The 26,529-nt window shown below is 39.8% G+C and carries 22 protein-coding genes; 13 read left to right on the top strand and 9 right to left on the bottom strand.

Features of this window, described 5'->3' with window-relative positions; translation table 11 throughout:
• Nucleotides 1-108 precede the first annotated feature (108 nt).
• Genes AC4IFT_RS02360 through AC4IFT_RS02350 form a run of 3 tightly spaced genes read left to right on the top strand, consistent with a single transcriptional unit; the run spans nucleotide 109 to nucleotide 3,259 of the window.
• Nucleotides 109-2,709, top strand: a complete 2,601-nt coding sequence (locus AC4IFT_RS02360) for a YdbH family protein (protein ID WP_490750532.1) — start codon at nucleotides 109-111, stop codon at nucleotides 2,707-2,709.
• Entirely contained in the window at nucleotides 2,706-2,933 is a 228-nt protein-coding gene (locus AC4IFT_RS02355) for a YnbE family lipoprotein (RefSeq protein WP_219248296.1), read from the top strand. The genes AC4IFT_RS02360 and AC4IFT_RS02355 overlap by 4 nt, the downstream gene beginning before the upstream one ends.
• Entirely contained in the window at nucleotides 2,930-3,259 is a 330-nt protein-coding gene (locus tag AC4IFT_RS02350) for a YdbL family probable chaperone protein (protein ID WP_490750531.1), read from the top strand. The genes AC4IFT_RS02355 and AC4IFT_RS02350 overlap by 4 nt, the downstream gene beginning before the upstream one ends.
• Before the next feature lie 64 nt (nucleotides 3,260-3,323).
• Here AC4IFT_RS02350 and AC4IFT_RS02345 read toward each other — a convergent pair whose 3' ends face one another.
• Nucleotides 3,324-3,923, bottom strand: coding sequence for an FMN-dependent NADH-azoreductase (locus tag AC4IFT_RS02345; RefSeq protein WP_490732553.1), 600 nt, complete (start codon nucleotides 3,921-3,923; stop codon nucleotides 3,324-3,326).
• Between the two features lie 214 nt (nucleotides 3,924-4,137).
• Between AC4IFT_RS02345 and hrpA the strand changes: the two genes are divergently transcribed.
• On the top strand, nucleotides 4,138-8,037 hold the full coding sequence (gene hrpA / locus AC4IFT_RS02340; RefSeq protein WP_490732555.1) for an ATP-dependent RNA helicase HrpA: 3,900 nt from the start codon (nucleotides 4,138-4,140) through the stop codon (nucleotides 8,035-8,037).
• A 285-nt stretch (nucleotides 8,038-8,322) separates the two neighbouring features.
• Here the strand turns inward: hrpA and AC4IFT_RS02335 are convergent, their stop codons facing one another.
• Together AC4IFT_RS02335 and ydgH are read right to left on the bottom strand one after the other, a co-directional pair.
• Nucleotides 8,323-9,663, bottom strand: coding sequence for a basic amino acid/polyamine antiporter (locus AC4IFT_RS02335; RefSeq protein ID WP_490732835.1), 1,341 nt, complete (start codon nucleotides 9,661-9,663; stop codon nucleotides 8,323-8,325).
• Between the two features lie 362 nt (nucleotides 9,664-10,025).
• A complete protein-coding gene (ydgH, locus tag AC4IFT_RS02330) occupies nucleotides 10,026-10,976 on the bottom strand; it encodes a DUF1471 family protein YdgH (RefSeq protein ID WP_490732557.1) in 951 nt (316 codons plus the stop codon).
• Nucleotides 10,977-11,365: 389 nt separating this feature from the next.
• Between ydgH and pntA the strand changes: the two genes are divergently transcribed.
• Entirely contained in the window at nucleotides 11,366-12,895 is a 1,530-nt protein-coding gene (gene pntA, locus AC4IFT_RS02325; RefSeq protein WP_490750530.1) for a Re/Si-specific NAD(P)(+) transhydrogenase subunit alpha, read from the top strand.
• A gap of 13 nt (nucleotides 12,896-12,908) precedes the next feature.
• Nucleotides 12,909-14,297 (top strand): Re/Si-specific NAD(P)(+) transhydrogenase subunit beta, encoded by a 1,389-nt coding sequence (gene pntB / locus AC4IFT_RS02320; protein ID WP_490732837.1) that lies wholly within the window; start codon nucleotides 12,909-12,911, stop codon nucleotides 14,295-14,297.
• Between the two features lie 62 nt (nucleotides 14,298-14,359).
• Here pntB and AC4IFT_RS02315 read toward each other — a convergent pair whose 3' ends face one another.
• Nucleotides 14,360-15,559 (bottom strand): MFS transporter, encoded by a 1,200-nt coding sequence (locus tag AC4IFT_RS02315; protein WP_490732561.1) that lies wholly within the window; start codon nucleotides 15,557-15,559, stop codon nucleotides 14,360-14,362.
• A gap of 168 nt (nucleotides 15,560-15,727) precedes the next feature.
• On the opposite strand from AC4IFT_RS02315, the gene AC4IFT_RS02310 reads away from it, so the two are divergent.
• The gene (locus AC4IFT_RS02310) at nucleotides 15,728-16,348 is read left to right on the top strand and encodes a TetR/AcrR family transcriptional regulator (RefSeq protein WP_490732563.1); all 621 of its coding nucleotides are present in this window, start codon (nucleotides 15,728-15,730) and stop codon (nucleotides 16,346-16,348) included.
• Nucleotides 16,349-16,409: 61 nt separating this feature from the next.
• Here the strand turns inward: AC4IFT_RS02310 and uspE are convergent, their stop codons facing one another.
• A complete protein-coding gene (gene uspE / locus AC4IFT_RS02305; RefSeq protein WP_490732565.1) occupies nucleotides 16,410-17,360 on the bottom strand; it encodes a universal stress protein UspE in 951 nt (316 codons plus the stop codon).
• A 125-nt stretch (nucleotides 17,361-17,485) separates the two neighbouring features.
• Entirely contained in the window at nucleotides 17,486-18,241 is a 756-nt protein-coding gene (gene fnr, locus AC4IFT_RS02300; RefSeq protein ID WP_068443675.1) for a fumarate/nitrate reduction transcriptional regulator Fnr, read from the bottom strand.
• 364 nt (nucleotides 18,242-18,605) lie between these two features.
• Between fnr and AC4IFT_RS02295 the strand changes: the two genes are divergently transcribed.
• The 5 genes from AC4IFT_RS02295 to AC4IFT_RS02275 all read left to right on the top strand — a co-directional run bounded on the left by AC4IFT_RS02295 (nucleotide 18,606) and on the right by AC4IFT_RS02275 (nucleotide 24,183).
• A complete protein-coding gene (locus AC4IFT_RS02295; RefSeq protein WP_490732839.1) occupies nucleotides 18,606-19,616 on the top strand; it encodes an NAD(P)H-quinone oxidoreductase in 1,011 nt (336 codons plus the stop codon).
• 402 nt (nucleotides 19,617-20,018) lie between these two features.
• Nucleotides 20,019-21,962, top strand: coding sequence for a pyridoxal phosphate-dependent decarboxylase family protein (locus tag AC4IFT_RS02290; protein WP_490750529.1), 1,944 nt, complete (start codon nucleotides 20,019-20,021; stop codon nucleotides 21,960-21,962).
• A 77-nt stretch (nucleotides 21,963-22,039) separates the two neighbouring features.
• A complete protein-coding gene (gene tyrP / locus AC4IFT_RS02285) occupies nucleotides 22,040-23,188 on the top strand; it encodes a tyrosine transporter TyrP (RefSeq protein ID WP_490732569.1) in 1,149 nt (382 codons plus the stop codon).
• 247 nt (nucleotides 23,189-23,435) lie between these two features.
• Nucleotides 23,436-23,993 (top strand): PadR family transcriptional regulator, encoded by a 558-nt coding sequence (locus AC4IFT_RS02280; RefSeq protein ID WP_490732571.1) that lies wholly within the window; start codon nucleotides 23,436-23,438, stop codon nucleotides 23,991-23,993.
• Nucleotides 23,986-24,183 (top strand): DEAD/DEAH box helicase, encoded by a 198-nt coding sequence (locus AC4IFT_RS02275; RefSeq protein WP_490732573.1) that lies wholly within the window; start codon nucleotides 23,986-23,988, stop codon nucleotides 24,181-24,183. Before AC4IFT_RS02280 ends, AC4IFT_RS02275 begins: the two co-directional genes overlap by 8 nt.
• A gap of 101 nt (nucleotides 24,184-24,284) precedes the next feature.
• Here AC4IFT_RS02275 and AC4IFT_RS02270 read toward each other — a convergent pair whose 3' ends face one another.
• The 3 genes from AC4IFT_RS02270 to AC4IFT_RS02260 all read right to left on the bottom strand — a co-directional run bounded on the left by AC4IFT_RS02270 (nucleotide 24,285) and on the right by AC4IFT_RS02260 (nucleotide 25,385).
• Entirely contained in the window at nucleotides 24,285-24,683 is a 399-nt protein-coding gene (locus tag AC4IFT_RS02270) for an exonuclease domain-containing protein (RefSeq protein WP_490750528.1), read from the bottom strand.
• 117 nt (nucleotides 24,684-24,800) lie between these two features.
• Entirely contained in the window at nucleotides 24,801-24,938 is a 138-nt protein-coding gene (gene kil / locus AC4IFT_RS02265; protein WP_490732577.1) for a host cell division inhibitory peptide Kil, read from the bottom strand.
• 255 nt (nucleotides 24,939-25,193) lie between these two features.
• On the bottom strand, nucleotides 25,194-25,385 hold the full coding sequence (locus tag AC4IFT_RS02260) for a DUF551 domain-containing protein (protein ID WP_490732579.1): 192 nt from the start codon (nucleotides 25,383-25,385) through the stop codon (nucleotides 25,194-25,196).
• A 513-nt stretch (nucleotides 25,386-25,898) separates the two neighbouring features.
• Between AC4IFT_RS02260 and AC4IFT_RS02255 the strand changes: the two genes are divergently transcribed.
• Nucleotides 25,899-26,486 (top strand): YiiX family permuted papain-like enzyme, encoded by a 588-nt coding sequence (locus AC4IFT_RS02255; protein ID WP_490750597.1) that lies wholly within the window; start codon nucleotides 25,899-25,901, stop codon nucleotides 26,484-26,486.
• The last annotated feature ends 43 nt before the right edge of the window (nucleotides 26,487-26,529 follow it).

Below are 26,529 nucleotides of genomic sequence, written 5' to 3'. Positions count from 1 at the left end.
TGTTCACATCTAATTATGGTTTATGCTTTTTAGGCAACGGGTTAATGGGTAAATTGAATTAAAATTGAACAATAATGGTATGAAGCTAATCAAACAAGGGCGCAGTTAATGCAGGTATTTAAAAGAGCAGGCAAAGTATTACTCTGGTTTATTGGAGGAAGTGCTGTTCTGTTAGCTGTATTATGGATAACGATTGCTCGCTGGCTACCTGTCGTCGCTTTTCATTATCTACCAAAACCACTCCAGTTATCATTCTCAGACCCTCGAATTAGTGACGGGCAATTGCATATTTCACTGCTCAGTTTAACTGCAAAAAATTGCAAACTTGTTGAATTAAGTGATGCACGTCTTTCCTTTTTCCCGCTTCATTTGAACATTGATAATGCGAATGTCTCTACCGAATGTGTGAGCGCACTTGAAACTGAGCAAGATAATTCAAGTGAACCACTGAATATTGCTGAGCTGATAGATAATATCCCGCTATTTTCGTTGGTGATAAATAATATAAATATTCAGCCGTGGAATGACTATCAGGGAAGTATTTGGTTACGCCGTACAGATCAAAATACGCCTCTACAGTTTGAGTTTAGAGGCGATAACCTAAGGTTATCCTCGTTAATTACTAAAGATAAACAGCTGGTAATCAGTGAATTTTCTGCATTCTTACCAGAACAACAGCAAACAATAACATTAACGGGTGATGTTCAATTACCACTCATTGCAAGCGAGTTACCACAAAAAGGGGCGTTGGCAGCAAACTTCAAATTATTCAACCCCGAGAAGTATCTAGAAGCAAAATTAGCGTGGCAGGGTGACAAAGGTGCATTAATTGTCACCGACACAGGTACGCAAAAAACGTTACTTAATCTTCCATGGGCATTATCTGCATCAATGTTTACCGTTTCACAAGGACAGTGGCAATGGGATGAGGCGGGGATCCCAGTCGAAGGTGGTATCAGCTTTCAAATTGAAAATTGGAATCAACCCTTAGGGGATATGGCCTTTTCTGGCCGCTTGAATATGCTAACCCAAGCGAAGAAAGGTAAAGGAAATATCGTTTTAACATTACCAGAAACGCATCTCGATTTATTAAATACTGATGTCAATTTTAGGCTAAACGGACAAGTTAAATATGACGATATGGTACTTGATATTAACTTGCCAGCAAAAATTTCAGGGCAATTAATATCGCCTAAAGTTTCTTTTTTATCTGGCTCATTATTGAGAGCTTATGGACGAGCATCGCCAACAATGGTGTTAAAAGAAATCAGGTTACCTTTAGCGGGAACATCATTAAGCGAAGAGGGAATATCCGGCAGGTTGCAAGCAATATTAAAAGTGCAAGAGCAATACTGGGGGGACTTTGATATCCACCTTGATGGTAAAGCCAATAAATTTACCCTTGATAATGGCAAATGGTTCTGGAATTACTGGGGGAGCGCTAAATTACCATCATTAGCTGCACGTTGGGATATTAAGGGCAATGGTAGTTGGCAAGACACATTAATTACCTTAAATAACCTGACAACAGGCTTCGACCAAATTAAATATGGTTTGTTATCGATGAGTGCCCCTCGTTTAAAACTCACAAAACCATTGCAGTGGCAAAGAGATAGGACAAAAGCTAGTTTTAATGGTGCATTGCAATTAACCAGTAATCGAATGCAATTTGGTACCGAAAGTTATTTGCCTAAAATAACAGTTAACATGGATATTAAAGGAAAGTCGCCAGCTGAATTTCAATTAAAAGGCGATTTAAGCACAAAAGACGTGGGCCCCATCGTTGTTTTTGGGCGTTGGGATGGCGAGAGACTTCGGGGAGAAGCCCGTTGGCCTGAACAGTCTGTGACAGCTTTTCAAACGTTGATACCTGCTGATCTTGGGCTCGAGCTAAGGCAAGGTAAATTATTCTCGCAGGCAGCATTTTCAATGACCCCAGAAGATGGGTTTATCGCTGGTGGGCATTGGCGTGTTGAAAACACCAGTCTTTGGCTAAAGGATGGTGAGTTATCGGGTTTGGATTTTGTATTGCCGTGGCGTTTAAAGCAAAGTACCTGGACTTTTGGCGAAAAAACGCCCGTTGAATTGCGGGTAAAAAAGCTCAACAATTTGTTTGAATTAACAGACATTCGCGCTGATTTAGAGGGGACATATCCTCCAACAGATTCGACCCCACTAAACTTATCAAATGTCGGGTTTAAAATGTTGGGTGGCGATGTTTCAATGGACTTATTGCGTTGGCCACAAAAAGATGCATCAACTATTAGGTTACATCAAATTGAACTAAGTCAATTATTTACCATACTAAAAGTATCGCAATTCGCCGTTTCAGGCAAAGTAAATGGTGAGTTGCCATTTTATTTAAATAATCCTGAGTGGATAGTAAGACAGGGTTGGTTGGAAAATAGCGGGCCTCTGACATTGAGATTAGATACCCAATTTGTGGAATCTATTCAGAAAGATAATATTTCAGCCGGCTCAGCCATTGGTTGGTTACAGTACTTAGAAATAAAGCGTAGCCGTACTGATGTGAATATCACCAATTTAGGGCAGCTGACCATGAAAACGATTTTGGAAGGATTCAATGCCCAAGAAAAGAAAAAGCGCGAAGTGCATTTAAACTATCAACATGAAGAAAATATCTTTCAGTTGTGGCGTAGTTTACGATTCGGTAGTTCTTTAGAAGAATGGCTAGAAAAGAATCTATGAAGGTTCTAAGGAATAACGTGGGTACATTAAAAGCAAGTGCAGTGATTATCATGGCCTTTTTATTAGTGGCGTGTTTACGGGTGGAAGTCGCTACTCCTGATAAGCCAATTAATATTAATATGAATGTGAAAATAGAGCATGAAATACAAATAAAAGCCGATAGGCAAGTTGAAGAGTTGCTTAAAGAGAATAGTGATTTATTCGGGGAGGTCAGCGATAAATGAACCGAATAATAAAAGCATTAACGTTATGCTCATTATTAAGTGTGTTTTCTGCATTTGCACTTACGGTGGATGAAGCAAAAGAAAAGGGCATGGTGGGTGAAACGTTATCAGGCTATTTAGCAGTGGTAAAAGCGAATAATGCGGAAGCTGTTAAATTAGCAGAACAAATTAATCGCGAACGTGAAAAGAAATACAGCGAAATTGCGTCTAAAAATAACCTTAAAACGAATGACGTTGCTCGAATTGCAGGGCAAAAATTAGTTGAGAGGGCGAGCGAAGGGGAATATGTTCGAGGTATTAATGGCCAATGGCTTAAGAAAAAATAAAAATGCGCACTAGGAAAGTGCGCAAAGTATAACAAAGGTAGCTTAGGTTGTTTTGATGATTGATTTAGTCAACAAGCTTATCAATATGTAGTTGAGCTTGTTCGTGAGCTTTTTCTACTGAATCAGTGCCTAAAGCGGTACCTTCAGCAAAAATAAATTCAACATCCTTAATGCCCAGGAAATTTAAAAATAAAGTCATATAAGGCACCATGGTATCTGCTGGAGTGTCTTTATATATTCCACCACGGCTTGTTAAAACAAATGCACGTTTATTTTCCAGCAAACCGACAGAACCTTGTTCGGTATACTTAAAGGTATGGCCTGATCTGGCAATAAAATCAAAGTAATGCTTTAAGTGTGAAGAAATCGTAAAGTTGTACATTGGCGCAGCAATGACAATGACATCGTGTGCTTTTATTTCTTCAATTAATGTATTAGACAGGTCTAAATGTGCTTGTTGTTGCTCAGTTTTCGTGTCACTAGGGCCAAAAGCTGCTAAAATTTCACCATCAATGGCAGGGATCGGCTCATTGACGAGATCTCGAACAGTCACTGCGTCCTCAGGGTTCTTTTCTTGCCATTGTTGAATAAAGTAATCGGCCATTTTATTGCTTTGAGAGTAGTCTGCCAGAATACTTGATTTCAATAGTAATACGTTACTCATTGTAGTCCTTAAATTTATTGATATTGCTTTACGTATAATCATACGTGATACATAACTGATTGATAGAAAGAAAATTAGACTGCCTTCTTCAAAAAAATTGATGGTATTTTTTATGTGATAACAACAACTAAAAACTAAAACGAAATATTGTTGCTAAACGACGAAGTACAAGGCCGTCGTGCATTATAATTGATTAAAAATAAGGGTTTAAAGCGTGAAATCCATACTGACGGCATTAGATGCTGAAATAGGACAAACTTCACTGCGTGATCAGTGGTTATTGAGAAAAAGAATTCATGGTATTGCAAAAATTCGTGATGAAAAATCGCGTAGTGCGGTACTGGATGCTATTAAGGCAGATATCGAATCAGCGAAACAGAAAGTTGCGGTTAAAAAACTCAATCCACCTAAAATTGTTTACCCAGATAACCTTCCTGTTAGCCAAAAGAAAGATGCCATATTAGAGGCAATTAAAAAGCATCAAGTGGTCATTATTGCGGGTGAAACAGGGTCAGGAAAAACAACGCAGATCCCGAAAATTTGCCTTGAACTAGGCCGTGGTATCCAAGGTTTTATTGGCCATACACAGCCGAGACGACTGGCTGCACGTTCAGTTGCGACGCGTCTTGCACATGAGTTAGAGTGCGAACTTGGTACAAATGTGGGCTATAAGGTGCGTTTTAGTGACCAAGTTAGCGAATCAACTCAAGTCAAACTCATGACCGACGGGATTTTGCTGGCGGAATTACAAAATGACAAATTGCTCTTGCAATATGACACCATCATCATTGACGAGGCTCATGAAAGAAGTTTAAACATTGATTTCATCTTAGGTTACCTTCGCCAGTTATTGCCAAGGCGCCCTGATTTAAAAGTTATCATTACTTCTGCAACCATTGATCCTGAACGTTTTTCTAAACACTTTAACCATGCACCTATTGTCGAGGTTTCAGGGCGCACTTACCCAGTTGAGGTACGTTATCGACCAATTATGGGGGATGATAACGATAGTGAACGTGACCAAATTGATGGGATCATTGATGCAGTTAATGAGCTCTCTGTTGAAGGCCATGGCGATATCTTGATTTTCATGAGCGGTGAGCGGGAAATTCGTGATACTGCGGATGCATTATCTAAATTATCATTGCGTCATACTGAAATTTTGCCATTATTTGCAAGGTTGTCCAATAGCGAGCAGAACCGAATTTTTCATCCTCACGGTGGGCGTCGTATTATTTTAGCAACTAACGTTGCGGAAACGTCACTTACTGTACCTGGCATCAAATATGTTATTGATACTGGTTATGCGCGAATTAGCCGTTATAGTTACCGAACAAAAGTTCAGCGCTTACCAGTTGAGGCGGTTTCTCAAGCTTCAGCAAATCAGCGAAAAGGCCGCTGTGGGCGTGTTTCAGATGGTATTTGCATTCGGTTATATTCAGAGGAAGACTTCCTTTCTCGCCCTGAATTTACCGATCCTGAAATCCTAAGAACTAATTTAGCTTCCGTTATTTTGCAAATGACCTCGATAGGATTGGGGGATATTGCCGCATTTCCATTTGTTGAAGCGCCGGATAAGCGCAATATTCAAGATGGGGTGAAGTTGCTCGAAGAGCTAGGTGGTATTAAACCGCATAAACAAGTGGATAAAGGTTATCAACTTACGGATACCGGTCGACAACTCGCACAATTGCCAGTCGATCCTCGGTTGGCTCGTATGGTGATTGAGGCGCGAAAACACGGTGCAGTGCGTGAAACGATGGTTATTGTATCGGCATTATCGATTCAAGATCCAAGAGAGCGCCCATTAGATAAGCAGCAGGCTTCTGATGAAAAGCACCGTCGCTTTCATGATAAGCAATCGGATTTTATGGCGTTTTTGAACCTTTGGGATTATCTCAAAGAGCAACAAACACAGCTTTCGAATGCACAATTTCGCAAAATGTGTCGCCAAGATTTTCTAAATTACTTACGTATTCGTGAGTGGCAGGATCTTTATACTCAGCTACGTCAAGTGGTGAAAGAACAAGGTTTTGCAATTAACAGTGCTGAAGCAGATTTTCGCGGTATTCATGTCTCATTATTGTCAGGCTTGCTCTCGCACATTGGGCAAAAAGATGCTGATAAACATGAGTTTACTGGGGCACGAAATGCGCGTTTCACCATCTTCCCGGGCTCAGGTTTATTTAAGAAGCCGCCGAAATGGGCTATGGTTGCAGAGTTAGTTGAAACATCGAAATTATGGGGGCGTATAGCGGCTTCTATTGATGTTGAATGGGTGGAGCCTCTCGCTGGGCACTTAACCAAGCACAATTACAGTGAGCCACATTGGTCAAAATCAGAAGGTGCGGTCATGGCATCTGAAAAAGTGACGTTATATGGCTTGCCAATTGTCGCATCACGGCAAGTGAATTATGGCAATATTGACCCACTGCTGTGCCGTGAGTTATTTATTCGCCACGCCTTGGTTGAAGGGGATTGGTCAACACGTCATGCATTCTTTAAAGAAAACCTGAAATTGCTCTCAGAAGTTGAAGATTTAGAACATAAATCTCGACGCCGCGATATCCTTGTTGATGATGAAACTCTGTTTGCTTTTTACGACCAACGTATTCCAAACGATGTGATTTCATCCCGTCACTTTGATAATTGGTGGAAAACAGCGTCAAAACAGCAAGCTGATTTGCTGAATTTTGAAAAGAGCATGTTAATCAAGGAGGATGCAGGAAATGTTTCTGCGCTTGATTATCCTAATTATTGGTATCAAGGGGATTTAAAATTCCGTTTAAGCTATCAATTTGAACCGGGAACAGATGCAGATGGGGTGACGGTACATATTCCATTGGCAATTTTAAATCAGGTGCAAAATATTGGGTTTGATTGGCAGGTACCGGGCTTGCGCCATGAGCTGATTGTCGCGTTAATTAAATCATTACCTAAGCCTATCAGAAGGAACTTTGTTCCTGCACCTAATTATGCATCAGCTTTTCTTGAGCGTGTCCCCGAGCCTGACGGAAATGTATTAGATAAGCTGGAAAAAGAGCTGCGCAGAATGACGGGTGTCACCGTTGATCGTGATGCGTGGCAACTTGACCAGCTTCCTGTGCACTTAAAAATGACGTATCGCGTGATTGGTGAAAAAAATAAAACCATCGCGGAAGGACAAGACCTTGATATTCTAAAAAACAACTTAAAAGAAAAAGTACAAGAAACGCTTTCTGAGGTTGTTGACGATGGTATTGAGCAATCAGGTTTACACATCTGGAGTTTTGGTGAACTGCCTCAACGTTATGAACAAAAACGGGGCGGTTATTCAGTGAAAGCCTACCCAGCGTTGGTTGACGAAAAAAATAGTGTCGGTATTCGGGTATTTGAAACAGAATTTGAGCAGCAACAAGCCATGTGGAGTGGTGTTCGTCGGTTATTATTGCTTAATATTCCTTCACCTATTAAATACTTACATGAAAAATTACCCAATAAATCTAAATTAGGTTTGTACTTTAACCCATATGGAAAGGTATTGGACCTCATTGACGATTGTATCGCTTGCGGTGTCGATCAACTGATAGCTAACTTTGGTGGCGCGGTGTGGGATGAAACGCAATTTGAGAAACTCAAAGAGTTTGCCCGAGCTGAGCTTAATGATGTAGTCGTTAATATTGCGAAGCAAGTTGAGCAAATTCTTAGTGCCGTGTTTGCCATTAATAAACGCTTAAAAGGGCGGGTTGATTTTTCCATGGCGTTAGCGCTTTCTGATTTAAAAGCACAGATGGGCAACTTAGTCTTTAAAGGGTTTGTTACTGCGCATGGCTGGAAGCGTTTACCTGACGTACTGCGTTATTTAAATGGTATTGAACGCCGCCTTGAAAAATTGGCGATTGACCCAAACCGTGATCGCGCACAAATGAGTAAAGTTGAGCATGTGCAAAACATGTGGCAACAATGGTTAGCCAAACTTTCACCCATTCAAAAGAATATGCCGGAAGTACAGGAAATTCGCTGGATGATTGAAGAGCTACGCATAAGTTTATTTGCTCAACAATTAGGAACGCCATACCCAATTTCAGACAAGCGAATTATTCAAACGATGGAAAGTTTGTCGCAAAAACTCTAGTATTTTTTTGAAGTTAGATAAATAAAACCGTTTTGGGCTTAATAGCTTGAAGCGGTTTTTTTATAGTTAATGGTATTAAATTGCCATTTAGTTACAACATACTATTTGTTTGGTAAAAACCAGACACATTTGAGTCAATACAACAGTTTTAGCTCACTAAGTGAAAATGGGAAATAACGTGAGGTCACGAGTGGGAGGTTTGAGTGAATAGAGGGGGAGATGCTATATGAGAGGTTTGTATTGAAAGGTGGTGAGCAAGGAGGGCTGAGACCCTCCTTTTGCCTATTAAGCAACTAAATAATAAAGAGCTGGTAGTGCTGTGATCATAATGGCGAATGCTATGGTAGTCTCAATGACTTTCAATGGGGCTTTGTTGGATTGCTGTTGGCGTGCATAGTAAAAGACCAATATCCCCGGTGCGTATAACACAACAGACAACATGAGATTAATTAACCCTGAGGCATACAACAGCCATAGGCCGTAAACACTCGCGACAAATCCAACCATTAACAGTGCTTTGCTGTGTCTTTCAAAAGCAACCTTCATTAAGAATGCACCGACCAGAAAATATGGCACTAAAATCATCTCAGAGGCAATTGTTAGTAGTGTATTGTAATTGCTGCCGCTAAGCCAAATTAACACCAATGATAGCTGTACAGCACCGTTTGTTAACCATAAAGATGAAGAGGGGGCATCATTTTTATTCAGCTTATTGAAGATTTTTGGGAAGGACTGATATTGCGCTGCAATATAAGGCACTTCAGCGGCCATAATAGTCCAACTCAGATAAGCCCCACAAACCGAGATAATTAACCCAGCAGCGATGATGATATCACCGCTAGACCCTATCAAATTAACCATCAAAGTGGCCATTGATGGGTTTTTAATTTCAGCCAATTCAGCACGAGGCATAATGCCTAGTGATAATAACGTGACAAGTATATAAATAATGAGGGCAGAGCTAACTGCAAAGATGGTTGCTAATCCCACATCTCGGCGGTTTCTGGCGCGGGCGGAAACGACAACAGCGCCTTCGATACCAATAAATACCCAAAGGGTGATTAACATGGTGTCTTTAACCTGTTCCCAAACTGGCATTTTAAGTTCAATCCCAGTGAAATCAGCATTAAAAACATCCAATTTAAATGCAAAAAAAGCCAAGACGATAAATAATCCAAGTGGGACTAATTTTGCCATGGTAGCTAATTTATTGATGCCAGCTGCTGTTTGTACGCCACGTAGAACCAAATAATGGACAAACCATAGCAGGATAGATTCACCTATCAATGCTTGCCATGTATTACCATCACCAAAAATAATGTTGTCAGGAGTATCGGTGAAAAAACTGATCGCCGCAAAAACGATAACTAAGTAGGAAACGTTGGCCACAACGGCACAAAGCCAGTAACCCCACGCGGAGCAAAAACCAACAAGCTCACCAAAGCCAACTTTTGCGTAGGTAAAAATGCCCCCATCAAGATCAGGACGAATGCGTGATAGCAATAAAAGGGCAAATGCGAGAAATAAGATACCAACGCCTGTAATAGACCAACCAATGATTAATGCCAGTGGGCTAGCCACTTCAGCCATATTCTGAGGAAGACTAAATACACCTGCACCAACCATTGAACTAAGAACAAGGGCAGTTAACGCAGTAAGGCTTAACGTATTTTTCAAAGTAAATCCTGAATGTTCAACAATCAAAAGTTAAAATGACGTTAAAACGTCATTGTAGTAATAAGTTTAACTAATAGCTTTCAATAATCCAGTGAGATTGACTGCTATAATTTGAGTGGTGGATTCTACGAATGAAATGGCCGTTATGCAATGGGAAAATATGCATTTTATCAGGTGATTTATTCACTTTTGAGTTAATCGTGAAAAAGGGAGGAAAGAAATGGGATAAAGGGCGAGGGAGAGGAGCAATCAAGGGTGAAAAAAAACCAGCCTAGGAACGTAGACTGGTTTTTATATGTGAGAACTATTTATTATTTAAATAGGTCTGCACTAATGGTCACACTGCCACCATTAGACTGCCATTCTCTTGTAATATGGAAATATTTTGCACCTTTAGCTTCTGCACGTTTCGCAATTTGATAACGTACTTCAGGGGTATTGGTGTAATAACCAGAGAATGTGATTGAGTCAAATGGAACCATCTGCGCAGCAGCGGTTTTATTAACTTCTTCAATTACATAGCCACTTGGTAAAGTGACACTAGTACGGCCCGGTTGGCTACTTGAAGTTTCGAAGAAACGACCAACCGCGGTTGTTGGTTCTTCTGATGAAGCAACCCCTGGGATACGTACTTTTTTAGCAGCTTCGCCACCTTCAGCTAATAGAGCACGCCCTGCATCTGAATCAGCTGGTACAACAGCTTCTTCGTTAAGAACTTGGCGTTTTGGCGCATCTTTCTTATAGATATAAGCGGTTGCTAATGTATTTCCGCCATCATTCATTGCAATATTGCGAACAACGTAGAATGAAGCAGCATTCTTTTCGAGTGCTTTTTTCGCGATGGCTTCATATAAGTCTGGCTGGGAAGGGTAAAAACCACTTACAGTAACAGTATCGAAAGGTTCGTACTGAGCTGCATCAGTTTTAGACATTTCTTCAACACCACCGAATATACGGCGTTTTGGCTCATCGACACTTGGTGCATCTTTGGCATAGACATCAGCCACAACACGCATGTTGCCACTATCACCTATATCATCAAGGCTTTGAATGTAAAAGGCATATGCCCCCATTTTATCAGCCCTACGGGAGACGGCATCGGATGCTTCATAGATAGCATTAAAGCGCCCTGTGACTGTTATACGCTCATAAGGTTTTAATTCAGTAGCCTGTTTTGGCGTCAACTCAACAGCCGCCTGAGTAGCAGTTATACTTGTTAATGATAACACCGCGGCTGCGATGACCGTAGTTTTCAGCTTCATACAAAATCCTTCCGCCTTGCGCAATTTATTATAATAAACGTGCTGAATCTTAGTTGTATCACATGTAGGTGATTATTACACGTAACTGAACCTGTTGTCTCATGATTTTCTTTTTATAAGAAATAAATAATTATTGACTAGTCAAATTTACCAGATTTTTTAAAGTATCCAGTATTTTATTGACCTAAAACTAAGATTTTCACTGTGAATTCCATTTACTGTCTAAGAATCGTGATCAATTATGGATCAAGAAGCATATTTTCAGTAGGTTATTAGAACATTTAAAATCTGTTTTATGCACAAAATAAGACTTTTCTCTGTGATGATGGTCATTATTTTAGCAAGCACCCTATAAACAACATTACATTAGGCTTTAAAAAGGGAACATTATGCGTATTGGTATACCAAGAGAACGACTTGCCAATGAAGCGCGTGTTGCAGCTACACCTTCAACAGTTACACAACTTCTCAAGTTGGGTTTTTCTGTTTGTGTAGAGCAAAATGCAGGACATTTAGCCAGTTTTGATGATATTGCCTACGAGCAAGCTGGGGCGGAGATTGTCGATCGTGACACAGCCTTTGCCGCGGATATTGTTTTTAAAGTCAACGCACCATTTGAAGATGAAATCCCTCTGTTACAAGAAGGGGCTACACTGGTGAGTTTCATCTGGCCAGCACAGAATGCTGAGCTAATGGAAGCTTTAAAAGCACGTAATATCAACGTGATGGCAATGGATGCAGTACCTCGTATTTCCCGTGCACAATCACTGGATGCGCTAAGTTCAATGGCAAATATTGCAGGGTATCGCGCCATTGTTGAAGCCGCACATGAATTTGGACGTTTTTTTACTGGGCAAATAACTGCGGCAGGTAAAGTGCCACCAGCGAAGGTGATGATCATCGGCGCTGGGGTGGCAGGGCTTGCTGCGATTGGTGCAGCTGGCAGCCTTGGCGCGATTGTGCGTGCATTTGATACGCGCCCAGAGGTGAAAGAGCAAGTTCAAAGTATGGGCGCGGAATTCCTTGAATTAGATTTCAAAGAAGATGCGGGCAGCGGTGATGGCTATGCAAAAGTGATGTCTGAAGCCTTTATTAAGGCGGAGATGGAACTGTTTGCAGCTCAAGCAAAAGATGTTGATATTATTGTGACGACAGCGTTGATCCCAGGTAAGCCAGCACCAAAATTGATCACTAAAGAAATGGTTGAATCAATGAAGCCGGGCAGTGTTATCGTGGATTTAGCGGCACAAACGGGCGGAAACTGCGAATTAACACAAGCGGATAAACTCGTTGTTACTGATAACGGCGTTAAAATTATTGGTTACACTGATTTACCAAGTCGTTTACCAACACAATCCTCACAGTTATACGGCACCAACCTCGTTAACTTGATGAAACTCCTCTGCAAAGAAAAAGATGGTGAAATTAATATTGATTTCGATGATCTGGTTATTCGCGGTGTGACAGTCATCAAGCAAGGTGAAATCACTTGGCCCGCACCACCAATTCAAGTATCTGCACAACCGCAGGCGAAACCGAAAGCGGTGGAGAAAGTTAAAGCGCCTGAGAAGAAAATGTCACCAGCGTTGAAATATGGTTTGATGGCATTAGCTATCATCCTTTTTGGCTGGTTTGCAAATTCTGCACCAAAAGAGTTTTTATCACACTTTACGGTATTCGCGCTTGCATGCGTGGTGGGTTACTACGTGGTTTGGAACGTGACACACGCGTTGCACACACCATTGATGTCAGTCACCAATGCGATTTCAGGGATCATTGTTGTTGGTGCGTTACTGCAAATTGGCAGTGGCGGCTGGGTAAGCTTCTTATCCTTTATTGCCATATTGATCGCTAGTATCAATATTTTCGGTGGGTTCACAGTAACTCAACGCATGTTAAAAATGTTTCGTAAAGGGTAAGGGGTAACTTATGTTGTCGAGTGGAATTGTGACAGCGGCGTACATTGTTGCTGCTATCCTATTTATTTTCAGCCTAGCAGGGCTATCACGCCATGAAAGTTCCCAACGTGGGAACACGTATGGTGTGGTCGGTATGGCTATTGCGCTCATCGCCACCATTTTGGGGCCTCACAGTGCTAATGTAGGCTGGATGATCGTTGCAATGGTTATTGGTGCCGTGATTGGTATTCGTTTAGCGAAAAAAGTTGAAATGACGGAAATGCCTGAACTGGTTGCTATTTTGCATAGCTTCGTCGGTTTAGCGGCAGTGCTAGTAGGCTTTAACAGCTTTATCGCGAGTGAAGGCCATGCTGATGTCGTCATGGAAAATATTCATTTAACCGAAGTTTTCTTAGGTATCTTCATCGGTGCAGTAACCTTTACGGGCTCTGTTGTCGCTTACGGTAAGCTGTCAGGCAAAATGTCATCGAAACCGATGATGCTGCCAAATCGCCATAAACTTAACTTAGCGGCACTGGTTGTTTCATTTATCTTACTCGTGATTTTCGTTAAGACTCAAAGTGTTGGCTTGCAAGTGTTCTTAATGTTAATCATGACCGTGATTGCATTAGCTTTTGGTTGGCACTTAGTGGCCTCTATCGGCGGTGCAGACATGCCAGTGGTTGTTTCGATGCTGAATTCATATTCAGGTTGGGCAGCGGCGGCGGCAGGTTTCATGCTAAGCAATGACTTGCTGATTGTCACAGGGGCATTAGTTGGTTCATCCGGTGCTATTCTGTCTTACATTATGTGTAAGGCAATGAATCGTTCATTCTTCAGTGTGATAGCGGGGGGCTTTGGTACAGATGGCTCTTCAACAGGTTCTGAAGAAGAAATGGGTGAGTACCGTGAAAGCACCGCTGAAGAAGTTGCTGAAATGTTGAAAAATTCAACGTCCGTGATCATCACTCCGGGCTACGGCATGGCAGTTGCTCAAGCACAGTACCCAGTTGCGGATATTACAACTAAACTGCGCGAGCGCGGTATTAATGTCCGTTTTGGTATTCACCCAGTTGCTGGGCGTTTGCCAGGCCATATGAATGTGTTACTGGCTGAAGCCAAAGTTCCATATGATATTGTTTTGGAAATGGATGAAATCAATGACGATTTCTCTAACACTGATACCGTATTAGTTATTGGGGCGAATGATACGGTCAACCCAGCAGCGCAAGAAGATCCAAATAGCCCAATTGCAGGTATGCCTGTACTGGAAGTTTGGAAAGCGAATAATGTGATTGTATTTAAACGTTCAATGAATACGGGATATGCTGGTGTGCAAAACCCATTGTTCTTTAAAGAAAATACACAAATGTTGTTTGGTGATGCGAAAGACAGCGTCGATGCTATCTTACGTGCATTATAATCACTAAATAATTAAGTCGTCTTGTGGGGTTATTGGCCAATGCCAGTAACCCCATTTTTTAATTATTTATCACTGCAAAAGCGAGCACAGTTGGTTAAACCGCGTGCAAAAGTAAAGACTAATAAGAATGCAAGTGCTGCGATCGTCAACATACTTGCCATTAAAACGCCACCGTCGAAGTGATCCATCACATACCCGCCAACTAAGCTACCGATAGTAATTAAAATCAAGAACATAAAGGTAATTAGTGCCGAGCCTTTTTCTGTTAATTCAGGTACATGCACATGCATCCACATATTGATGGTGGCAGGAACCATCCCAGCCGCTACACCCCATGAAAAAACAAATATGACACTGGTTGCCCAATTAAAATCTAAAACTGATAGCGCTAAAAAGGCTAAGGCTAGCAGTAATGCACTGATGGCAAAGTTATAGCGAACGTTATATTTCCCCACGTAACCCGCTAAAATATTGCCTACCACGCTCGCGAGACCAAAAAATAGTAATAGTGCAGAAATTTGCCCCTCAGCAAACCCAGCGGTTTGTTTGAAAAACACGGTAAAATAGTTATAAGCCGAAAAATGCGCTAAGAAAATCAACGTGAATATCACCAGCCCTTTACGTGCGATAGGGTGTGATGGCATGAGTAATAACTCATTCCACTGCATTGATGATGACGGTTTCAACGAAGGTAACGAAAAATATTGCATTAATAGCGCTGCAATACCCGCAATAACTAATGCGATGTAAGGCATTCTCCAACCGTAATTGTCAGATAACAATGCACCTAATGGAACGCCGATGACGGTGACTAATGTTACCGCGGAAAAGAATATCGTCACTGATGTGGTAATTGCCATATTTTTAGGCGCTAAGCGGATCACTAGGCCAGCCGCAACGCCCCAAAAACCACCTAATGCGATACCTAGCGCAAATCGGCCTAATAAAACTAAACTAAAACTGGATGCAAACGCGGTGATTGCATTGGCAAATATCATCAGTGCAACCAAAAAGAGTAATACTTGGCGCCTATCGATATTTTTTGCATAAATTGGCACAAACAGAGCTGAAACCATCCCCGCAATAGAGGTGACAGTGACGGTAAGACCTGCAGTTCCCGTTGATATTTGAAAATCGCTAGCGATATCATTTAGCACGCTAATGGCTAAAAATTCACCAGTAACAATAATGAAGCAGGCAAACGTTGCAGATAATAGTGAAAGCCAGTTACCATTGTGCGACGAAAGATTAATTGTTGTCATGTGCTTTCCATGGAAAATTGAGTAATATGTAAAAATATAATTTTATAGTGACCGCTATAAAATTATTACGCTATTCTTTATACTTATTTAATCGCTGTCAATTATTTTTATAGTGATCGTTATGAAATAGTTGTGCTACAGTATATTGATTACTGGTGAAGTGAGAATATGAAACCGACAAAACGTGGGCGGCCCAAGGGGTTTGACCAACAGGACGCATTAGAAAAGGCCATGTTATTATTTTGGCAAAATGGTTATGTGGCGACATCGATTAGTGACCTAACGCAAGCGCTAGGCATCACTGCGCCCAGCCTTTATTGCGCGTTTGGTGATAAAGCGTCGCTGTTTAATCAATGCATTGATTACTATTTAACTAACGAAGCATGCCCAATTTTATCTATCGTTAAGCAAGCGAAAACAGCCAAGGTGGCGATAGAGTTGTTGATGTATGAAAGTGCTAAAAAACTTATTCAACCAGGTAAACCAGCGGGTTGTATGTTGATTACAGCCACGATGAATGGTTCTAAGCAAATAGAAGATGTGCAATTAAGTGTGCAAGAAAAGCGCAAAAGTTACCAAGAAATTTTGTTGCAGCGTATGCAAAAAGGGATTGAAGATGGTGATGTTGCGCCTGATGCCCCCATTCATGCCATTGTGGATTTTTATATTACGGTGATTGATGGTTTTACCATCCAAGCTTGTGATGGTATTGAGTTAGAAAGACTGAACCAAGTTATTTTTAATGCGATGCAGGCATGGCCGTTGCTCAATACAAGTCTACAACAATAATGCCTTTAAATAGAAAACCCCCAATGAATGGGGGTTATAACGTTATATTTTAGGCAATAGATTAATCGTCATCATCAGCGACGTTAATCGGGCACACAAAACCATCCGGTTTTATTGCCAATAAGTCACATTTCAGCTTATCGATAACGTGCTCAGCCGTATTTCCTAAGAATGCCGCGGATAGGCCTGTGCGGCCTAAAATACCAAGTACAACCACACCAGCTTGTAATTCCTCACACATTTCAGGAATGATTTTCTCCGGTAACCCTTCGCGAACATGAGTGTATTTCTCATCGATACTGAATTTTTGCCTTAATTCTTTCATGGCAATGAGATGCTGGCCCCGTAACGCATTGTTATACAGGCTAGGGTCAAAATCTGGAAGTTCAATCGCGATATTCATTGGTGCGACAGGGTAGGCGCTGACAAGATGAATTTCTTGTTCCTTAATAATGCGCGTCGCTAAATCACGCGTTTTTTCGACTAACTTAATATTTAAGTCGTCGTGATAGGATTCTTCATTGGATAAATTAACTGCAACTACCACTGAGCCATGATCAGGCCAGACCTTATCTTTTACCATCCACACCGGAGATGGACATTTTCTGAGTAAATGCCAATCTAAAGGGGTGAAAATTATCGATTCAAAATTATCCGTTTGATGCGCCATTTTTAATAACAAGTCATGCTCGCCACTGATGACTTCTTGAATAATGGCTTCATAAGGCTTGTTATGCCAGATCACTTTAATTTCGATATCAATACCCGCTTCGAGGTAGAAGTGGGCTTGCTGTTTAATCCACGCCGCTTTTTGGCTAATGACACCTTTGCGCATCGCATTACGTTCTTCAGGAGAAAGTAATGTCGTCATGTCATAAGATAAATCATAGATAGGTAAAAACGCTTTTATCCGTCCACCATTACGCTGCACGATGTAGACGGCACGTCTTAATGCAGGTTGATCATCCTGATTTGGGTCAATTGCAACTAGCAGGTTTTTATAGTTTGCCATATTGGAGTCCTCTCGATACACGGATATTTCCACATAGATAAACTAAGATATTGGCGTTAAATAGGCAAGAAATCTGGGAAAAAAAACAAAAACGGATCACGGTTAATGTGATCCGTTTGGGGAAGTTAGCAAGTAATTGCTGAAACTTTACCAGCAATATCAGTCAATTTGGTCATATCTTCGATAGTGATATACTTGCCTTTTACGCTAAGCATGCCACTTTTTTGGAAGCGACCTAATAGGCGACTAATAGTTTCAACGGTTAAACCAAGGTAATTACCAATATCGCCACGGGTCATGGTTAATCTGAATTCTCTTGGTGAAAAACCACGTTCAGCGAAACGATGGGAGAGATTAAGAATAAATGCAGCTAAACGCTCTTCTGCATTTTTCTTAGATAATAAAAGGATCATTTCTTGATCGCCTTTAATCTCACCACTCATTAAACGCATGATTTGTTGACGCAGATTAGGCATTTTGCCAGATAAATCATCTAACGTTTCAAATGGAATTTCACAAACCATTGATGTTTCAAGTGCCTGTGCAAAACTTGGGTGCTGTGTATGAATAATGGCATCAAAACCAACGAGATCGCCCGCTAAATGGAAACCTGTGATTTGCTCATCACCTTCTTCAGTTATAGTGTAGCTTTTTATTGTGCCTGAGCGGATGGCATATAAAGAACGTAACTCATCCCCAGCCTTAAATAACGCTTGGCCTTTTTGAATAGGTTTTTTACGCTCAATGATATTATCAAGTTGATCCAGTTCATGTTCATTCAGTGTGAAAGGAATGCAAAGTTGACTAATACTGCAGTCCTGACAATGAATTGCACAACCACCAGACTGGATGCGACGAACAACTCTTTTTTCTGGGATCATATTAAATGCTCAATCAAGTTAAAATTATTGATATGAGTCAATTTTAACATAAGATAAGGCAGCTGGTAAGTAGTAATATATGACAGAATTGGCTAATTAAATAAAATAGCCAGATAAGTGAAGGGCACCAAGTTAGGAAAATTAGACGTTAATGCTAAATTAACGCAGATTACTAAATATTATGTTTGATATAGATTAAATATTAACACCTAAACAATAAAAAGATGACTTATGTCATCATTAGAATTAATACTTAAAAATGCAATTTTAAAGCACGATTCATTAAACTTATTAGCATTAATTTAACACAAAAATAAATTTAAAAATATCAATTTTTCAAATTAACCTCAAAAAGGAGACCATGATGACTCATGTTCAACAGCCTTTACCAATCACAATGACCGTTGTGGATATTATTGAACCAGGTGGCCCTGAAAAATTGCAATTAATTGAAAAACCACTGCCCAGAATTTCTGCAGGATATTTACTTGTTAAGGTAGAAGCCGCTGGAGTTAATCGTCCCGATATCTTTCAGCGAAAAGGCTCTTACCCACCACCCGCGGATGCGTCTCCAATTATGGGGTTGGAAATCGCAGGAACGGTTGTTGCAAAAGCGGATGATGTCGACAATTGGCAACTGGGTGACTCGCTTTGTGCATTAGTCGCAGGTGGGGGATATGCGGAATATTGCTTAGTGCATAAAGATATTGCATTACCACTAGGGAATTTGTCCTTTATTGACGGTGCTGCCATTCCTGAAAACTTTTTTACTGTCTGGGCAAACATGTGCCAGATTGGCCAACTAAAAAAAGATGAAACGGTGCTTATTCATGGGGGTACATCTGGTATTGGCAGCGTGGCTATCATGATAGCAAAAGCAATAGGCGCTACAGTGATAACGACTGTCGGCTCTGAAGAAAAAGCCAATGTGGCAAAAACCTTAGGCGCAGATTGCATCATTAACTACCGAACTGATGATTTTGTCGAAGCCACACAGAACTTCACATTATCACGCGGTGTAAATATGGTGGTTGATATTATTGGTGGTGATTATGTGGAAAAAAACTATTTAGTCGCTGCAAAATTTGGGCGAATAATTCAAATTGGCATGATGAAAGGAAACCCAGAACGGCTCAACATGATGCCGCTCATGGTTAAGCGGTTAACGCACACAGGTTCAACCATGCGCTCACGCTCTATTGATGAAAAAATACAGATTGCGGCAGAGTTAAAAGAGCACATTTTACCTATGTTACAAAACGGTAAAATAAAGCCAATAATTAACAAGTTGTATACGTTATCGCAAGTGAAAGAAGCGCATCAATATATGGAGTCAGGCGATTTAATTGGGAAAATAGTTTTATTAAATAGTTAGTTATGAATGATTGGTTATGAAAATACGACTTCCCACTGGACTATGGGAAGTCGTTGCAATCAATTTCATTTATAACAAATAATTTACATTATCAAGCTTTTTTAGCGTAAATAACTCTTTACAGCTGAATAATTTTTCATTTTTTGTACCCGCCCACAATTCCAAACAATATTCTGATTAGTTTGTTAATAATTAAATAAAAATGAATTATACCTATAAGTAAGTTGGCCATTAACGGTTTGTTTATCAATAAGTAATACTTAAATGATATTTTAAAATGTATATCATTAATATATTGATATCTTTTATATAAACACAGTCCGTTATGCACTCTCCAATGATATTAAGTGAATAGACTTAAGACAATTAATGTTAATTAGTTGTGAATTGAAGGTGTGTGAAATGCGTAATTTTAACAATTCAAAAATGAATGTAGATGCACTATTTTTAGGTCCAAAATCTGAAAATGCAGTATTTTTCAAAGAGATGATGGAATATTCAGTAATGGAACACATGCATTGGCGTTCAAGTTACCATCCGGAAGACCCTGAGCACATTACTGCTGTAGATCGTTATGCTCCTGAGTATAGAGACACTCTGTATCGAACTGAAGGGATCCTCAATCAACTCTCCTCAAAGCTAAAAAGTACATCCGTGCCTTGGTTTTCCCCTCGTTATATGGGGCATATGAATGCCGATACACTGATGGTGTCAAATCTCGCCTATGTGATGGCGATGATGTATAACCCAAACAATTGCACACAAGAAGCTTCGCCGACGACAACTGCCTTAGAACTTGAAGCGGGGTTAGATCTGTGTGCAATGTTTGGTTATGACGTGAACAATGCATGGGGGCACATTACTTCAGGAGGGACAGTTGCAAACTATGAAGGGTTATGGGTGGCTCGAAACCTGAAAAGCTTGCCATTAGCTATTGCTCAACATGAAGAATCTGAGCATTTATTAATGGGGAAATCAGAAAAAGAGCTGCTTAATTTACCGGTGGCCGCTGTTTTAGATCTTATTGATGAGCTAAAAAAATCAAATACTTTTGAAGAAGTTAGAGAGTTAACAACCCGAGGTGTAGGTGCGTCACCACAAACATTGGGTAAATTATTAGTCCCCCAATCTAAGCATTATTCATGGATGAAAGCGATGGATATCTTGGGGCTTGGTCAGCAAAACATTGTGCAGCTATCCGTTGATGCAAGCTATCGCACTGATGTGCAGAAAATGCGTGAAACAGTATTTTCATTAATCGAGCAAGGAGAACCTATTCTTGCCGTCGTTGCGGTTGTCGGTACGACAGAAACAGGCGCTATAGATAATGTAAAAGCTGTTATTGATTTACGTCGTGAATGTGAAGAACAATTTGGTGTGTCTTTTTATGTGCATGTCGATGCCGCATATGCAGGTTATGCTTGTGCGATGTTTCGAGATGAAGACAACCAATTTATGGAATATGACGCACTTATTCATCGTTATCATCAGGAAGGTATTTTCCCCAATGATGTTACTTGGCCAAAAGCCGATGTTTATGAAAGCTTTAAAGCACTAAACCAAGCGGACTCGATTACAGTTGATCCTCATAAAGCTGGTTTTATCCCTTATGCAGCGGGAGCCATTTGCATGAAGGATAAGCGCATTGTTGATTTAATTTCTTATCATGCAGCCTATGTTTTTGAAGAAGTTCAAGAAAAACACCGTAAATCAGACAAACAGCAAAATGTTGTTTTAGGTTCATCAATCATGGAAGGTTCGAAAGCAGGCGCAACTGCAGCGGCGGTTTGGGCTGCGCATCGGTTAGTTCCTTTGAATCTTTTAGGGTATGGCAAAGTCCTTGCTGCGGGTATCACTACCACTAACTGGATGATAGAAAAAATCAAACAATGCGAACCATTTGATATTGATGGGCGCAAGTTTACAATTTTTGCGATGCCAGACCCGGATTTCCATATGATTAACTTTATGTTCCGTGAATTAGAGAACCCATCTTTAGAAAAGCAAAATCAATTAAACAAACGGCTTTATGAACTGTGTTCTTATGCAACCGGCCGTAGTTATTCAAACGATTTTTTAACCTCATCTACATCACTCACCTATGAAGAGTATGGTGATAACCCATTGAATCTATGCCGTGATGCTAATTTTTCTGACAGTGAATGGCATAAGGTCAAGTCTGTGTATGTTTTACGATCCGCTGTAATGACCCATTGCTTACGTGATAAGGAGTATTTCGAAAATTACTGGGATGCATTAACCACAATTTTTGAAGAAAAGTTACAGCAACTCGTTGATGAAGAAAATAAAATAAAAAATTCCAATTATAAATTAGCCTCTAATTAATTTGTTAGGATCTCAATATGAAAAATCGCACATTGGGTAGTGTTTTTATCGTTGCAGGCACGACAATAGGTGCTGGGATGTTGGCAATGCCAATCGCAGCTGCGGGTAATGGTTTTTTAGTTAGTTTAGCCATGTTGTTAGCCCTATGGGCTTTGATGTGTTATACCGCGCTTCTATTGGTGGAGGTTTACCAGCATGAATCTTACGAAACAGGGATCGGCAGCGTAGCTCAACGTTATTTAGGCTCGGGTGGTAAATTTATCACTGGTTTTAGCATGATGTTCCTGATGTACGCTTTAACTGCGGCTTATGTGAGTGGTGCGGGCGAAATCATTACGTCAAATCTAAAAAGCAGTTTTTCAGTTGAAATGGCAGATTGGATGGGGATTGTCCTGTTTACGGTAATTGGTGGTGGGGTCGTTTGCTTCGGAACTTCATCCGTCGATTTTATTAACCGCATACTGTTTACTGCAAAAATTATTTTCTTGGTCATTATTTTGGCGCTAATGATGCCACATGTAGAGCAGCAAAATTTGTTGGCAGCGCCAACAGAGAAGGTTCTTATTTTATCTGCAATCCCTGTCTTTTTTACCTCATTTGGTTTTCACGGCAGCGTCCCAAGCATTGTGAAATACATGGGGGGGGACGTCAAAAAGCTGCGAGTTATTTTCATCATTGGTAGTGCCATCCCGCTCATCGCTTATATTTTATGGCAGATAGCAACATTAGGGAGCATTGGAACAACAACGTTTGTGGGCATCTTAGCAGAAAATGCAGGGCTTAATGGATTATTGGATGCAATTAAAGATGTGGCACAATCAGGGCGCACAGAGTTAGTTGCACAAATGTTTATGAGCTTGGCACTGGCAACATCCTTTTTAGGGGTAGCGTTAGGGTTATTTGATTTCTTAGCCGATTTATTTAAGAGGCAAGATAACGCAGCAGGGCGCATACAAACAGGTTTGTTGACGTTTGGGCCTCCTTTAGTATTTGCACTGTTTTATCCGAAAGGATTTGTGATGGCGCTGGGTTATGCGGCAATCGCCTTATCCATTCTTGCTTTATTATTACCAAGCGCAATGGCATTTAAATCACGAACATTAAATCAGCGCCGATACCAAGTATTAGGTGGGCCCATTGGTTTACTCGTCGTATTTTTATGTGGAATTGTCGTAATTGGTGTTCAACTGGGTATTGTATTTAAAGTTTTACCCGATATCGGTTAACCAGCTATTTTGAAGATAAACCAGTCTGCGGGCTGGTTTTTTTATGCACAAAATAAGCGATTCAGATAATTTACAGCACAATAATGACTGTTTTACAGTATCTCAATGCGTATAATTCAACTAAGAATGATTATCATTAGCACGTTATGCGCAAAAACAGATATATCTAAAGCTAGCATTTTTCGTAGAAATGACTATTATATCCGATATATCGGTTTTGGCATCAAAACAATTACTGAGAATTTGAATGGCAAACGAACAACAGCTTGATCCTTGCTTATGTAATGGCAAAAGTGTGAGTCGAATGTTTAACCCTAAGCAGCTTAGAATATATATTCTACACTTACTGGTTGGGGGAATAAATTATGGCTATGAGCTGATCAAAAAAATTTCAGAAGAAACAGCAGGGTTTTATTGTCCAAGCCCAGGGGTTATTTATCCCACATTGACGTTATTAGAAGAGTTAGGTTTTATTACTGCAGGTGTAGGTAAAGAGAATGATAAAGGGCGTAAGTGTTTTGTCATCACACCAGAAGGGCGGTGCTTTTTATTATTAAAAGCTGAACTTTTAGCAGAAGTTCAACTAAAGTTAAATTATGCACAAGAGCTTAAAGCGGGAAACCAATTTGCCAATGAAATTGAATGTGCAGTGGATAAATTTAAATCACTCTTAAGACATAAAATTGTATTACAGCAATTAAGTAAAGAAGAATCAGCAAAAGTCGTTGAAATCATTAACCTAGCAGTTGAAAGAATAGAGGAAGTCAACGCGGTATTAGTGAAAGAAGGAAAATCAAATGGCTAAAACTAATGACATAATTCAAGCAAAAGAGCACTTATATATGACAGATAATCGTAAAACGACACAGGAAAATACGTCTCCACCGATGGAAGCTGAAAAAAGTACAAAAAAAGAAGATAAATTTAAAGAAGTTATCTGCCCAAATGTGCCTACATCATATTTTAAACGCGCAAAAAAACAAAAAATTAAATAGCAAGATGGATGGTTTACAAAATCTTTATTCAACAGTGGCTTGAATGAATGGTTAGCTTTCTCTAATTGGTTACTGTTTAGGCTATAAGCGGCGAGCTAGTTTTATGTGCAGATAAAAGGTTCGTCCATTTCTGGCATCATTCGTTTATCGAAATCGACGTTATGTGCAACCAGATAATCAGCGCCTTTGTAAGCCTCAATTACATCTTCAATAAACGGGGATAGCTCCAGCATCTCATTGGTGATGTGGTGAATAGCCATTACGCTTATTGAGATTGGTTTCTGTGGGTTTACAAAGTGGGATTGCTGCGAGTTATAATCAATTTCTGTATCGTTTAAATCGATGCTTGCTATTTCAACTATTCCGCCATCAAAATCACAAGTCTCAGTGTCAATAGTTTTGTATTTAGTCACCAACTTTCCTACGCCCCATTGGTAATTCTTGAATGTCACGATAAGGGGAAAGTGTTGCTTATCTGGGTAATTCTCATGCTGCGTCATTATGTGAATGCTTTTGCTCCACGGTTATTAATTTCATGCTGAATGAGTTTCGTGCGCTCTATCGATGATTTCATTTTCCACTGAAAGATTAAGTCGTCGATTTGCGCATTTTTCATTTCAGACTCGTAAAGCAGGGTGAATATTTGTTGTTTTTAATGTTTCGTTTCCTTCGCTCCATCTGTCCTCATCCTTAAGGTAACGAGTAATTCCAGATTGTGATTGAGCTAAACAAAGTTTGTATTTATCAATATTCATGCTTACTTCTATATGTGCGAGACCCTCACTTATCGATTGATAGTGATTGTTTATGTGGTATATTTTGTTTTTTATAACTGCATGATTAAAAATAAAAATTATGAGGACGTTATGTTATTTTTTTCTTTAGGTATGGCGATATCATCGATACCCGATTTAATGTTTCCAAAGCACCCCTTTTATATATTTCAGATGATAGAAGGGTATATAATGGGGATGTACATGTTGTATTAGTTCTGGTGTTGGTGCGGAGTGTTACTGCTTTGTCGGTTCTGGTAATTCCTGCCAGTGGGTTGCTGTTATCTCCTGCTCATATCTATTAAATCTATTTCCCTTTAATCGGTTTGCTTCAACAACATGTCTGTATATCGTTGTGATAAGGGCTCGCTTATTAACTAAAGGCAATTGCTCATCACAGCGAATCCTGCCGTTATTATCATTTGCCATTTCCTATTTCTTAAATATGCGTATTCCTCACTATTAATAGCGATATAAGCGGTTTCTTATTGATTTAGTTTCTTTAATGCAGTGATATGCTGTTGTTAAACACAAGGAGATTCTATGTATATTAATTTTGCATATGACATGGTGAATATTGGTTGGTTAACGTTTGTTATCTTTATGCCTGTTGACCCTATTTTTTCATATTCTGCACTATTAGATATATCTACATTATCAGTAAATGCAGCTAAATAAGGTGTTATTGCTGACCGAGGGCTTTTGTATTGCTAAACGAGTCTTTTCCATTGACTATTCGTATTTAGTATCCCATCTTTGCTTAAATCCGTTACGTTGCATCTCAACCAAAGCCTCTAATCACTCTGGTTGTATTGTATTGGAGCGACGGGTGGGATGGGCGGCAGAAGGGAAAAGCAAAGTTGGTTATTCATCAACTGCGGTAGGTTTTAACGGTTTACTCTCAGAAAATGAATACAAAACTTTGGAGCTTTAATGAACAGCATGATTAAATTTTTAGGGTGCTTATTTCTTTTATTTATATCCTCGTCTTATGGGTACAGCCCCAAGCAAGGAGATATTATATTTCAAACTTCAAAATCACCTCAGAGTCTTGCTATTCAAAAAGCCACAAAATCGCCATATAGCCACATGGGGATAGTATTATTTAACAATAATCAACCGTATGTTTACGAAGCTTCTAATGTTGTTAAATTTACTCCGTTAGAAAAGTGGATAAAGCAAGGAAAGTCGGGGAAGTATGTTGTTAAGAGAATGAATGGATTAACTGACAAACAAGAGGCTATTTTATATAAAGAGGCAATGAAATATCGCGCCAAGCCTTATGACCTATATTTTTCTTGGTCGGATGAAAAAATATATTGCTCAGAACTTGTTTGGAAGATTTATTTCAATGGCTTGAATATTAAAATAGGAAAGTTACAAAAAATGAAAGATTTTGATTTAAGCTCTGAAATAGTGAAATCAAAACTTACAGAAAGATACGGTAAAAATATTCCTCTTGATGAGGTCGTTATTTCACCAAATGCAATTTTTGAATCACCATTACTTACAACTATATTTGAGAACTAATACTAGGTTTTGAATTTAACTTATATCTAACTTTTTCTTTATA

The sequence above is a fragment of the Providencia sp. UF-183 genome (genome assembly GCF_058246155.1).
The sequence above is the reverse complement of the archived record's forward strand: the minus strand, read 5'-3'. Positions and strand labels throughout refer to the sequence as shown.